This window comes from Synechococcus sp. ATX 2A4, from assembly GCF_024346375.1.
Taxonomy (GTDB): Bacteria; Cyanobacteriota; Cyanobacteriia; order PCC-6307; family Cyanobiaceae; genus MW101C3.
In genome coordinates, this window is sequence record NZ_JAGQCV010000008.1 from 20,899 (window position 1) to 32,982 (window position 12,084).

The 12,084-nt window shown below is 60.5% G+C and carries 12 protein-coding genes, 1 tRNA gene and 1 pseudogene; all 14 read left to right on the forward strand.

What is annotated here, in order from left to right:
• Window positions 1-1,323, forward strand: coding sequence for an FGGY-family carbohydrate kinase (locus tag KBY97_RS08925; RefSeq protein WP_255146488.1), 1,323 nt, complete (start codon window positions 1-3; stop codon window positions 1,321-1,323).
• 182 nt (window positions 1,324-1,505) lie between these two features.
• Complete coding sequence (locus KBY97_RS08930; RefSeq protein WP_255146490.1) at window positions 1,506-1,772, forward strand: DUF2470 domain-containing protein; 267 nt, start codon at window positions 1,506-1,508, stop codon at window positions 1,770-1,772.
• A gap of 746 nt (window positions 1,773-2,518) precedes the next feature.
• Window positions 2,519-2,591, forward strand: a tRNA-Phe gene (locus KBY97_RS08935).
• A gap of 79 nt (window positions 2,592-2,670) precedes the next feature.
• Window positions 2,671-2,907 carry a hypothetical protein gene (locus KBY97_RS08940; RefSeq protein WP_255146491.1) on the forward strand — a complete coding sequence of 79 codons (237 nt, stop codon included), beginning with the start codon at window positions 2,671-2,673 and terminating at the stop codon, window positions 2,905-2,907.
• A gap of 37 nt (window positions 2,908-2,944) precedes the next feature.
• On the forward strand, window positions 2,945-3,556 hold the full coding sequence (locus KBY97_RS08945; protein WP_255146493.1) for a chromophore lyase CpcT/CpeT: 612 nt from the start codon (window positions 2,945-2,947) through the stop codon (window positions 3,554-3,556).
• A 760-nt stretch (window positions 3,557-4,316) separates the two neighbouring features.
• Window positions 4,317-4,541: a hypothetical protein gene (locus KBY97_RS08950; protein ID WP_255146495.1), complete on the forward strand. Its 225-nt coding sequence runs from the start codon at window positions 4,317-4,319 to the stop codon at window positions 4,539-4,541.
• Between the two features lie 1,245 nt (window positions 4,542-5,786).
• A complete protein-coding gene (locus tag KBY97_RS08960) occupies window positions 5,787-6,305 on the forward strand; it encodes a phycocyanin subunit beta (RefSeq protein ID WP_255146497.1) in 519 nt (172 codons plus the stop codon).
• 45 nt (window positions 6,306-6,350) lie between these two features.
• Complete coding sequence (cpcA, locus tag KBY97_RS08965; RefSeq protein ID WP_094555045.1) at window positions 6,351-6,842, forward strand: phycocyanin subunit alpha; 492 nt, start codon at window positions 6,351-6,353, stop codon at window positions 6,840-6,842.
• A 270-nt stretch (window positions 6,843-7,112) separates the two neighbouring features.
• Entirely contained in the window at window positions 7,113-7,853 is a 741-nt protein-coding gene (locus KBY97_RS08970) for a phycobilisome rod-core linker polypeptide (protein ID WP_315857152.1), read from the forward strand.
• 502 nt (window positions 7,854-8,355) lie between these two features.
• Window positions 8,356-9,021, forward strand: coding sequence for a phycobilisome polypeptide (locus tag KBY97_RS08975; protein WP_255146501.1), 666 nt, complete (start codon window positions 8,356-8,358; stop codon window positions 9,019-9,021).
• A gap of 146 nt (window positions 9,022-9,167) precedes the next feature.
• Window positions 9,168-9,347, forward strand: a pseudogene (locus tag KBY97_RS14755) (pentapeptide repeat-containing protein); the annotation flags it as partial.
• Between the two features lie 30 nt (window positions 9,348-9,377).
• Window positions 9,378-9,833 carry a pentapeptide repeat-containing protein gene (locus tag KBY97_RS08980; protein ID WP_315857157.1) on the forward strand — a complete coding sequence of 152 codons (456 nt, stop codon included), beginning with the start codon at window positions 9,378-9,380 and terminating at the stop codon, window positions 9,831-9,833.
• 18 nt (window positions 9,834-9,851) lie between these two features.
• Window positions 9,852-11,051, forward strand: a complete 1,200-nt coding sequence (hemH, locus tag KBY97_RS08985; protein WP_255146502.1) for a ferrochelatase — start codon at window positions 9,852-9,854, stop codon at window positions 11,049-11,051.
• Window positions 11,052-11,165: 114 nt separating this feature from the next.
• Window positions 11,166-12,041 carry a phycobilisome linker polypeptide gene (locus KBY97_RS08990; protein WP_255146503.1) on the forward strand — a complete coding sequence of 292 codons (876 nt, stop codon included), beginning with the start codon at window positions 11,166-11,168 and terminating at the stop codon, window positions 12,039-12,041.
• The last annotated feature ends 43 nt before the right edge of the window (window positions 12,042-12,084 follow it).

A 12,084-nucleotide genomic window follows, 5' to 3' on the forward strand; every position in this document is an offset into this window, starting at 1 on the left:
GTGGCCAGTCACCGAGGGGGCGCCTTGATCTGCCCCCTGGCAGCGGGGGTCGACCTGGGCAGCAGCGGCATCCGACTGGCGGTGATCGACGCCGATGGGAAGGTGCTGGCTGAGCGGGCCTCGGCCTATCCCAGCAGCTTCGACGATCCAAACGGCTGGCGGCAGGGGCTCATCACGCTGGTGCGGGATCTTCCCCTCCAGCTCAGGCAGCAACTCGGCGCCATCAGCCTTGATGGAACCTCCGGCACCCTGCTGGCCTGCCGCTCCGATGGCACACCCCTGGGGCCCGCCCTGGCCTACAACCTCGCCTGCCCTGAGCAGGCGGAGGTTCTGGCGGCTCTGGTGCCTGCCGGCTGCGCCGCCGCCAGCGTGAGCGGCAGCCTGGCCCGGGCCCTGCGATTGCTGGGCCCACTCACGGGGGAGGCGTCGGCTGTGGGGGGCACGGAGGCCGCCGATCTGCTGCTGCGCCACCAGGCCGACTGGCTGATGGGCTGGTTGCTGGGCGACTGGCGCTGGGGCGAGGAAGGCAACAACCTGCGGCTGGGCTGGGACCTCAGACAGCAGCACTGGGCGGGAGACCTGGCCCGGCAACCCTGGGCGGCAGCGCTGCCCGAAGTGGTTGCCAGCGGCTTGGCGCTGGGGCCGCTGGCTCCCGGCTCAGCCTCTGCGCTGGGGCTGCCAGGCTCCTGCCTGGTGGTGGCCGGCAGCACCGATGCCAACGCCGCCGTGCTGGCGGCCGATCCCACTCCTGGCGAAGGAGTCACGGTGCTGGGCACCACCCTGGTGCTGAAACAGTTCGCCTCAGACCCGATCGAAGCCCCAGGAATCAGCTGCCACCGGCTGGGGGGACGCTGGCTGGTGGGCGGTGCCTCCAACGCCGGCGGCGGCGTGCTGCGCCAGTTCTTCAGCGATGCCGAGCTGGCTCGGCTCAGCCGTCAGATCGATCCCTGCAGGCCGAGCGGGCTGCACTGCCGGCCCCTGCCATCGCGAGGAGAGCGCTTCCCCATCGACGACCCTGATGTGCTGCCGATCCTTGAGCCCCGGCCCGTGAGCGATGCGCTGTTCCTGCAGGGGCTGCTGGAAGGGCTGGCCCGGATCGAGGCCGAGGGATGGGCACGTCTCGCTCAGTTGGGCGCACCTCCGCTGCGCCGGGTGATCAGCCTGGGGGGCGGGGCGCGCAATCCTCAGTGGCGTCAGTTGCGACAACAGGCGATCGGCCTGCCGGTGCTCAGCCGTCCGGGCCTGACGCCGGCCGTGGGCATGGCACGGTTGGCCCACTCAGTCCTCAAGGCGCCGCAGCCAACGCCGAAGATGGAAGCCTGATCCCTCTGCCAAGAGCCCATGAACGAACGCCTGCGAACCGTGATCTCGATGGCCCTGTTCGTGATCCTGGCCGGCTACGTCAGTTTCAGTGCCATCAGGCTGGGGCTGCTGCTCTGGCAGCGGTTCGCCCTGGTCTGAGCCAGTTTTCAGCCACAATCAGCTCTGACCCCTGCCCTGCAGCCATGGCCAGCGATCCCCTCACCGAAGCCGTCAGCGATCGGATCTGCCGCCACATGAACAAAGACCATGGCGAAGCGGTGCTGGCCTACGCCCGCCACTACGGCGGGGTGCAGCAGGCCAGCACCGCCCGCATGCTGCGTGTGAGCCCCGAGGCGATGGACCTGGAAGTGGATGGCGCCAACCTCTCGGTGCCCTTCGATCACGTGCTCAACGACAGCGAAGATGCCCATCGCACCCTGGTGGCGATGCTCAAGGCCTTGCCCGAGTGATGAGCTGGGAACACTGAACGGCAACGTTGCACTCCTCCCAGGAGATTGCCGCCATGGTCCAGGCCCTGTTGAGAGGATGCCTCGAGCTGATCACCCAGGCCACCTGTCCGCTCTGTGGCCAACCGGCCGAGCCTGAACGCCGGAGGGAGCGTGTTCAACCGCAGCCTTGCCAGACCTGCCGCCAATCGCTGGATCTCGAGACCCAGAAAGGATTGTGTGGTCTTGAGCCCATGCCCTGGTGGGCCTTGGGCTTCTATCAAGGTGCGCTGCGCAGCCTGCTGCTGCGCCAGCGGCGCCAGCCGAGCAACCAGGCAATCCCCTGCCTGGCCAGTTCCCTGGCCTCGACCCTGCCGGCACCGCTACGGGAGTTGAGCGTCGTGGCGATCCCCAGCTGGAAACAACGGGCCAACCCCCTGCCACTGCTGATCTGTCAGGGGCTGGGCCTGCCCCGCCTGGCTCCCCTGGAGCGCAGCCGGGCCACGCTGGGTCAGCACCACCTCAACCGCCGGCTGCGGGCGCTCAACCAGGAAGGGGCCTTCCGGGTCATCCCAGACGGAGTCTCCCGCAGCCGACGTTCCAGACAGGGGCTGCTGCTGGTGGATGACATTCTCACCACAGGAGCCACGGCCCTGGCCGCCGCCGCCGCCCTTGAAGAGGCCGGTTACCCAGTGATGGGGCTGCTCTGCCTGGCCCGGACGCCTGCTCCAGGCCGTGATCTAAGATCATTCGGTGCTGCCAAGCGGCCGGCCGGGATAGCTCAGTTGGTAGAGCAGGCGACTGAAAATCGCCGTGTCCCCAGTTCAAATCTGGGTCCTGGCACTCTTTTTTGAAGCCCTTGTTGAAGGCTGTAACCCATCACTTCGGTGGGCACCCCTCCAAGCTGCCGTTCTCCGAAGCAATGCGAACCCCTCCCGAGCAACCCGCCAACCAACAGTTCAGCAATGCCGACAGCTACGGAATGGCCTTCGATGAGGCCTGGGGACGGATCGGCAGCCTCGATCCCACCGATTCAGGCGCCCGAGAAGCCGCCCTCCAAGGGGTGATCAGCGCCTTGAGCGATCACCCCTTCGCCCTGAGCCAACCGGAGCTGGTGCGCCAGGTCGCCGAGTTCCGCCTGCGCCTGCTCCAGCGTTGAGGGCGCTGAGGTAGGCCAGCCCCATAGGATTCGCCCCATGACCAGCTCCCTGACGCGCCTGGTCCGGATGCTGAGCGCTGGGTTCAGCAATCAGGGCCAGGCTTTCGAGAACCCCCCCCTCTACGCCCACATCCTGGTGCGCTTTCGGCCGCTTCCGCAGCTGGAACCAGGCTCCCTGCTGCTGGAGCAGTCTTACGCCTTCGAGCCCGGCCAGCCCTACCGCATCCGGGTGCTGCGTGCCGAGAGCGCCACAGACGGCAGTCTGCGCATCCACAACCACGCCCTCCACGACGAGCGGCGGTTCTGGGGAGCGGTGGAGGATCCTGAGCGCATGGCGCAGATCCAAACGGAGGATCTGCGCCTGCTCGACGGTTGCACCTATGTGGTGCAAGAGAAGGGTGAGGGCTTCGTCGGGGAGGTTGAACCCGGCTGCCGTTGCCTGGTGGAACGCAAGGGAGCCACGGCCTACCTCGTGAGCAGCTTCGAAATCGACGGCACGTCGATGCGCACAATCGACAGCGGGCACGACCCTGCCACCCATGACCAGCTCTGGGGATCCCTGGCGGGGCCCTTTGAATTCCAGCGAACCGAGGACTTCAGCCCGGAAATCCCCAAAGCCTGGCTGGAGTGCTGGAAGCCTGGCTCGTGAAGCCTTGCGCTGCCCGTGAGCAGGGCAGGGGCTCTAGCCACTCCACACAATCACCAAGCTTGAACAGGCAACAAGCCGAGATGAAGAAAACCCCCGCAATTCGGTGCGATCTCTAAAGATGAGTGAGGGCTTTGCAGTAGTGGTTCTGCTCAGACAGCGCTACAAGCGTCATGACCTTCTCACCCAGGCCTCCATGGCCTGTCCATGCTCGAGCAGAACCCATCGCACTGAACGCCCGAGTGCCCAGCCTGGCCGGGATCAGCGAGGAAGATCCACGGCGCACATCCGAAGGGGTAGTGCGCAGCCCCCAGGCCATGGATGAATTGATCGACCCGGCCTATCTCCAGATCTAGTTTCATGCCTTCAGAGCAGACCAGAATCCCTTGTCCAAATCCCTGTTGCGGGCTGGGCTGAGCAGCACCAGACAGCTCATCCACGATTGCTACTCTGTGAGAAATTCCGCCGAGATCACTAGCGCTGAAATAGCAACTGTCCCGTGGTGGGAGAGGTGGTGGGATGCTTGGAACTCAGAGCTTTATTGATGCGCTACTCGACTCTACCGAGTACATGGAGAACTTCCTTGAGGCCGAGTTCCCCTATCAGTGCGACCGTCTGCACCCCGGCAACGGCCAGGACACCATGCTCTTAAAGCAGCGGACGGGGGCATGCACTCGTAACCTTGGTCGACGGCCAGCCACTGAAAGCGGATGAGACCTTCTTCCTGGAAGTAGCCGCCTTCGGGTGAGCTGAATTGATACCGTTGCTGATCACCACCGCCGCGGCGTATCTCAACAACGGTTCCAGCGATCAGGTGTTAGGCGATGAGCTCATCCATGAATGGCTGTTCACCCACTTCGCCAAAATCCTCCTCCTGAGAGGCTGCCTCCCAGCCATGGCCTTCTTGGTCGGTGGAGATCTCCTCAGCTGTGTCTTCTTCATTGGCCTGGTCCGCGTCGGCCTGGTCCGCGTCATGCAGGGCTCGTAGGGGCCTGGGTGAGCCGCGGGCGGCCAACGGATCCAGCAAAAGCCTCCAGCCGTATGAGGCGCTCATCAGACTGCTCAAGCAGATCAAGCACCGCGGCTGAATCTTCTCCGGCCTGGTCGGAATGCCCCACCAGCCTCCCCAGCTGAAGTTCAAGGCAGCCAAGGCGGTCTTCCATGTCCAGAAGCCGCAGGGTGAGTGTTTCCATCAAGTCACCCAGGGCTCTGATCTGGGCAGCAAGGAAAAGCACCGGTTACTTGGGATCGGAGGGGGAAACAGGACCGGGCGCAGGCCCAACCTGAGCTGAAGTGGTCATGGGTCGTGCTGCGACCGCGTTGGCCGGATATTATCGGGCTGCGCTCAGGACGCCATAGAGGGGAATGTGTCGTGACCCCTCAGATCCCCCCTCTGCCTGATGGTTGTGAGATCAAGCCATCAGCAAGTCATGCTGACAGGCCCGCGATGAGAGCTAAATCTTTAGACCAGGCTCCTGATCAGAGCACGAACTCCTCCTCCTGGTCGGCCCTTCAATGAGGGTGTGCCGCTCAAGGCCCTTGCGGCCCAAGCCGGGATCAGGCTAATCAGCGCCTGCAATTGGCTGGCAGGCTTCCGTGGGGGTGGCTTGGCGACACGGATGGATCAACGGTGTGATCGCCGCATTGCCAGAGCCTTCAAGCGTCCCCACTCGACCGCCTCTCGGTTAAAGAACTTCCTGCGGCTGGCTCCCATCGAGCGTGTCGGCCATCGGAGCCGTCGAGGCGAAAAGGCTGGCTGGCATTGGATCTCAGTCATCCCATTACCCACCCTTACACGCCGCAAACCAACGGCAAGGCCGATCGTTTCGTCAGAACCCTCCTGACGGAATGGGCCAAAGTCATCATGTACCAGACCTCAGAGGAACGGAACCGCTGGCTGCCTGGGTATCTGGGAAACTGAGAAGGCCACAGGTCCCACTTGGATCTCGCTGGCCTCAGACCTCACTGAGTGCCTACGGCGGACGCTGATCGCTGAATGCCTTGGTGGGTCTACACAGCTGGGCACTCTCCCACAGATGACCGTTTGTGAATCATCGCCCATGGGAACGGCAAGGGGGCTGACAATACTCATGTCAGCGGAGGCCCTTCTGGCTATGGGCAGGCTCAGTCGGCCCATAGCCAGAAACTACGCACTTGACTCTCGAGGGCGCAAGTTGCGCACTCTCACACAACTCACGACCCCCATCCGTCGAGAACAGGAGCTTTTTATTCAATGTTCGACGCTTTCACCAAGGTCATTGCCCAGGCTGATGCCCGTGGCGAATTCCTCAGTTCTGGACAGATCGACGCCCTGGGGTCGATTGTTGCTGATAGCAACAAGAGAATGGATGCCGTCAACCGGATCACCTCCAACGCTTCCACGATCGTTGCCAATGCAGCCCGCGATCTGTTCGCTCAGCAACCGGCGCTGATCGCACCCGGCGGCAACGCTTACACAAGCCGCAGGATGGCCGCATGCCTACGTGACATGGAGATCATCCTCCGCTACATCACGTATTCCATTTTCACCGGAGACACATCCATTCTCGAAGATCGTTGCCTCAACGGCCTGCGGGAAACCTATCTTGCCCTTGGCACTCCTGGCGCTTCTGTCGCCGAAGGTGTACGCAAAATGAAGGATGCCTCCATTGCCATCGTCAACGATCGCGGCGGCATCACATCGGGCGATTGCAGCAATTTGATCTCCGAAATCGGCACCTACTTTGATCGCGCCGCCGCCGCCGTGGCCTGATCAGCATTCCCTTTCAGGACAATCCTTACGCTCCCCCCTTCACCCATGTCGAAGACTCCGCTCACCGAGGCTGTCGCAGCTGCCGACTCCCAAGGCCGCTTTCTCAGCAACACCGAAATCAATGCCGCCTTCGGACGCTTCACTCGAGCCAAGTCGGCTCTTGAGGCTGCTAAAGGATTGACAGCCAAAGCAGACACCCTTGTGAATGGCGCCGCGCAAGCCGTCTACAGCAAGTTCCCCTACACCACCCAGATGCAGGGGCCCACGTACGCTGCCGACCAACGCGGGAAGGACAAGTGCGCCCGTGATATCGGTTACTACCTGCGCATGGTCACCTACTGTCTTGTGGCTGGTGGCACCGGTCCGATGGACGAATACCTGATCGCTGGCATCGATGAGATCAACCGTACCTTTGAACTTTCTCCCTCCTGGTACGTGGAGGCCCTGAAATACATCAAGGCCAACCACGGCATGAGTGGAGAGCCTGGAACCGAGGCGAACAACTACATCGACTATGCCATCAACGCGCTTGTCTGAAGCAGGCAAGGCGACCTGAGATCGCCAATTTTCAATGATGCTGGCCTCCTTCGGGGGGCCTTCTTCATGTCTGCGCAAGCCAAATGGGATCACTTCACAGCCACAGCATTTACCCTCTGTTCAAGGAACCTCAATCCGCGAGCAGGGGAAGTAACGATTGATGTGGATTCCTTCCTCCCGCCCCCATAGGCTACATCTTCTAGGGGAAGATTTCATTCAAGCTATCAAGTAACCATGGTACTGCCTTTGCTTCCTGTTAGACCGCTTGCCATGAATGCGCGGGTCACCAGCTTCGCCCTGGCAGGTGAGGAATGCAGCCGGCAGTCCCAGTCGGCCGCGCGCAGCATCGCCGGGACCTGCGATCGTCGTGACCTGGATATCCAGATCGAGCAGGCCTATCGACAGATCTTCTTCCACGCCTTCAAGGTGGACCGCGATCCCATGCTGGAATCCCAGTTGCGCTCCGGGCAGATCACCATGCGGGACTTCGTGCGTGGCCTGCTGTTGTCGCAGAAATTCCGCGACGACTTCTACCGCTGCAACAGCAACTATCGGATGGTCGAACAGACCATCGGCCGAGTGCTTGGGAGGCCCGTCTACGGTGACCAGGAACGCATCGCCTATTCGATTCTGATCGCCCAGCGTGGTCTTCCTTCCCTGGTGGATGCACTCCTGGATTCCGAAGAGTACATGCAGACCTTCGGCTATGACACGGTGCCCTTCCAGCGATCCCGTGTTCTGCCTGGACAGGCGGTGGGCACGATGCCCTTCAACCAGCAAGCGCCTCGCTATCAAGCCTACTGGCGGGACAGCAACGCCAAGCGGGCTCCCGCACAATCGCTGATGTGGCAGAACAGCACCATGGGTCAACGGCCTGCCTGGCTGGCCAATGCCCCCGCTCCATGGGCTCGCAAGCTCTGGCTGAACACCGTCGCGGCAGGGGGCTTCGTGATCACTGGATTGATGCTTTGGATCGCCGTTTCAATGCTCAGCACCGGTGGGCCGGGCTAGTGTTCGAGAGGTTGGAAACCGAGCGAGTTCCTGGCAAATACCAGATTGGAGAGCACACCGCAGAGAGAGCCTGTCATGAATGATTCCTGTCACAGGCTTCTCACCCTGCTGAAGTCATCTTATGGCCAGCATGACATCGTCGTCGACGAAGGTCAAACTGATCTACGCTTAAATCTTCTCCCCGAAACCATCGACCTGTGGGGAGCTACTTACTCTCAGGCAGACAACCCCGACAACAATCTTCTGCTTGCCTGTTCCAGTTCAAGTGGCCCAATTGAGGACACTTCATTGACCTGGGTTGTAGGCTCAGCGATCCGCCATGTTCATGTCAACAGTGAGGATGAGTGTCGGCAGCTATTTCATGCTCTCGGACTGAAACCTGGGTTAGCAGATGCGATCGTCCGCCATTGTCCTGGTATAGCGAATGGAGCCATCTGGGCCTTGTATAATGAACGACATGGACATCTAGTTGCAACTCCCGTGGTCTCTGCAGGGTTGGGACGTGAGGCAATGGCCAGGTTCGCCTCGATCTCCTCATGAAGGCAAAATCATCGATGCTGCAGAAGTGATGGCGAAAAACTTGCCTGAGATGATTGCAGGGGCTCGCATCCTTGGTCTTGCTCATGACAAGACCCTCCCGGCGAATGTTCGTGCAATTTTCCGGCGTGCTGATGATGAGAGCAGGCCTTTGATCACAAAGGAATTCGATGAGATTTGCCAGTTCTCCTCCATTGATTCCGAACCCCTACGCCTGCTTCAAGAGAACGCCTCACAAGTAGTAGCAGACGTCAAGAGAAGATTGGTGGCAGAGGATCCTGGCCTGATCAAGCCCGGTGGATCACTTTTCCCGGAAAGTCGCTCCGAGGCATGCTGGCGCGACTGCTGGCATTTTCTCCGCATCGCCATCTATGCCGTGGCCGCTGATCGGCAATCGTTCACGCACCCACCAGGAGTCAGCGGCTTGCGTGAACTTTATCGAGAACTGGCCGTTCCTATCGACAGCATGGCCAAGGCTTTATGCTACCTGCGTGAAGTCGCAGCTATGCACTACGGATCGCTCGGCGGAAGCAAGGATACCTGGCGCCTGGAAATGGTCATTCGCCATCTGGAGGAGATGATCAGGGAGTTCTCCTGCCAAGCTGGAGAGGTAGGAGCCCCTGTTCTGTGATGTTTTATTTCTCCATCGTGGAGTGCACTCTTCCCAGGGGATCCACAGGGCTCCCCAGCAGTAACCTGAACTGGGAGAGTTCCATCTTTGCAGATTGTTTCTAAGTATTCGTGGGCCTCGTGCATAGCGCATCGCAATCCTCCATAGTGCCTGGTTGGCTTCCTCCGGAATCCAAACTCCCTTCCAACCAGGCCATCGGTCGTGCTTTCGACGCTAGAGGAGCTGATTGGCGTGGGCTGGATCTCGGTGCTACTGATCTCACAGAAGCACGCCTTTGTCGTGTCGATTTAAGGGGAACGAATCTGAGTGGATGCACACTCGATGGAGCCGATCTGCGACTGGCTCGATATGACGGCATGACCATCTGGCCAGACAACTACGAGTTTCGAGGTTCCGGTGCAGTAGGTCCCAAGGCCAAGTTAAGCGGCCACTTTCTCAATAGCGCCGATCTTTCCGGCATGGACCTGAGCGGCTCCCTATTGATGGGTGCATACCTCAGCGGTGCAGATCTCAGCGGTGCTTGCCTCAGAGGAGTGCGCCTGGCAGGAGCGGATCTGCGTCATGCCGTTCTGCGCGGTGCTCTTTGCGAAGGGGTGCGTTTCTCAGGTTGTCAGCTGGATTATGCCGATTTTCGTTGGGCGAGCCTGACCGATGCTGACCTTTCCGCAGCCGAGTCGATCCGTGGTTCCGACTTCACGAGCTCATCAGGGCTGGACTCGATTCGAGAGACCCTGATCGGACGGCCGTTCCAGGAGCTGGACTGTTGGAACCCGCTCACTCGCCGTACGACCCGCGACAGCCTGATGACCTAAACATTGCCGCCTGCATGTATGGACCATCAACCTCCCACAGACCATGCCAAGGTCGGCGTGGTTCTCCTGAACCTCGGAGGCCCTGAGCGGATCGAGGATGTCGCCCCGTTCCTCTATAACCTGTTCTCCGATCCGGAAATCATCCGGCTGCCAACCCCGTTGCTGCAGAAGCCCCTGGCTTGGCTGATCAGCAGCCTGCGCAGCAACAAGTCCAAGCAAGCTTACCGCTCCATTGGCGGCGGTTCCCCTCTACGCCGCATCACCGAGCAGCAGGCCCGCGAACTGCAGAGCGAGCTGCGGGCGCGAGGCATCGAGGCCACAAGCTACGTAGCCATGCGCTATTGGCATCCCTTCACCGAGTCGGCCGTGGCCGACATCAAAGCGGACGGGATGGATCAGGTGGTGGTGTTGCCTCTCTACCCCCACTTCTCGATCAGTACCAGCGGATCCAGCTTTCGGGAACTGCAGCGCCTGCGCCGGGCCGATCCAGACTTCGCAAAGCTTCCGATCCACTGCATCCGCGGTTACTACGACGACCCCGGCTACTTAGGGGCCATGGCCGAACTGATCTCTCGGGAGATTCAGGCCTGTCCCGAACCCGGCAGCGCCCATGTGTTCTTCAGCGCCCATGGCGTGCCCAAGAGCTACGTGGAAGTGGCGGGCGATCCCTATCAGAACGAGATCGAGACCTGCGCCCGCCTGATCATGGAGAGACTGGCCGGCGACCTGGGCCACTCCAACCCTTACACCCTGGCCTACCAAAGCCGAGTGGGCCCAGTGGAGTGGCTGAAGCCGTACACCGATGAAGCCCTGCATGAGCTTGGTGAAGCAGGCGTGAAGGATCTGGTGGTGGTGCCCATCAGCTTCGTGAGCGAGCACATCGAGACCCTCGAGGAAATCGACATCGAATACCGGGAGATCGCCACACAGGTGGGCATCCTCAACTTCCGCCGTGTACCGGCCCTCGACACCACCCCCTCCTTCATCCACGGGTTGGCAGATCTGGTGCAACATGCCCTGGCCGGGCCGGAGGTAAACCTTGACCAGGCAGCCACACTTCAGATCAAGGTGAAGCTGTATCCACAGGACAGGTGGGCCTGGGGCTGGAACAACAGCTCGGAAGTGTGGAACGGGCGGCTTGCTATGTTGGGATTCTTGGTAATCCTGATGGAACTATTGAGCGGCAACGGACCTCTCCACGCCATCAATCTGCTTTGAGATAGGGTGTCACCGCCCTCAGTTTCCATCCTCCAGTTGAGCTTTGTTAAGAACTCAGGGAGAAGAGGCAGTGGCATTTGATTATAGCGGAGTCACTCAAGACCTGCGTTCATAATGGCTTTTGGTCCCGCCTCGCTCCTAGGCGTCGAACGGTTTGACAGCCAGGATCCGCTTGAACTGTTACAAAACGATACAGATGCCAAGAAAGAGCAGCTCATCCGTGCAGTGTATCGGCAGGTGCTCGGCAACTCCTATGTGATGGAAAGCGAGCGCCAGCTGGTCCCCGAATCCCAGTTCAAGCTGGGCGAGCTAAGCCTGCGCGAGTTCGTACGCAGCGTTGCCAAAAGTGAGCTGTATCGCACTCGTTTTTTTGATTCCTGCCCTCGCTACCGCTACATCGAGCTGGGCTTCCGCCACCTCCTGGGCCGGGCCCCAGCCGACTTTGCCGAGATGCGCGTCCATGCCGAACTTCTCGATAGCAAAGGATATGAAGCGGATATCGACAGTTTCATAGATTCAACGGAATATCAGGACACTTTCGGTGAGTGGACAGTCCCCTTCCACCGTGGCTGGAAGACCGAAAGCTGCAAAACCATGCAGGAATTCACTTGGAGCTTCCAACTGCTCCGTGGTGCCAGCAGCAGTAGCTTCAAAGGCAATCTCTCCGGCAAGGCAGCACGACTAGGTGGAAATGTCTATGTGAATCGCCCACTCCCGGTTGTTCCTCCCTCCTCCACGGATACACAAGGATGGAGCTTCAGGCCTTCTGCCAATTTCCAAGACGCCGCAACGCGACTGGGCGTCGGCGCCGGCCAGGAGGGGCGCATCTATCGGGTTGAAGTAACGGCCTACAGGGCCAACTCGATCCGGCCGATTTCACGCTACAAAAAGTCCAATCGGACTTATTTCGTCCCCTTCAACAAGCTGTCTCAAACCTACAAGGAAATTCACCGTGAAGGTGGGGTGATTGCCAGTATCACTCCAAACTGAAAAACGAAATTTTTATTTTCCCCTTGCCGATTCCCTCGCCACC

Bases quoted from the DNA above. Each gene is read 5' to 3' on its own strand.
- KBY97_RS08930 (WP_255146490.1), top strand. From the start codon at position 1,506: ATGGCCAGCGATCCCCTCACCGAAGCCGTCAGCGATCGGATCTGCCGC.
- KBY97_RS08940 (WP_255146491.1), top strand. From the start codon at position 2,671: ATGCGAACCCCTCCCGAGCAACCCGCCAACCAACAGTTCAGCAATGCC.
- KBY97_RS08945 (WP_255146493.1), top strand. From the start codon at position 2,945: ATGACCAGCTCCCTGACGCGCCTGGTCCGGATGCTGAGCGCTGGGTTC.
- KBY97_RS08960 (WP_255146497.1), top strand. From the start codon at position 5,787: ATGTTCGACGCTTTCACCAAGGTCATTGCCCAGGCTGATGCCCGTGGC.
- cpcA (WP_094555045.1), top strand. From the start codon at position 6,351: ATGTCGAAGACTCCGCTCACCGAGGCTGTCGCAGCTGCCGACTCCCAA.
- KBY97_RS08970 (WP_315857152.1), top strand. From the start codon at position 7,113: ATGAATGCGCGGGTCACCAGCTTCGCCCTGGCAGGTGAGGAATGCAGC.
- KBY97_RS08980 (WP_315857157.1), top strand. From the start codon at position 9,378: ATGACCATCTGGCCAGACAACTACGAGTTTCGAGGTTCCGGTGCAGTA.
- hemH (WP_255146502.1), top strand. From the start codon at position 9,852: ATGGACCATCAACCTCCCACAGACCATGCCAAGGTCGGCGTGGTTCTC.
- KBY97_RS08990 (WP_255146503.1), top strand. From the start codon at position 11,166: ATGGCTTTTGGTCCCGCCTCGCTCCTAGGCGTCGAACGGTTTGACAGC.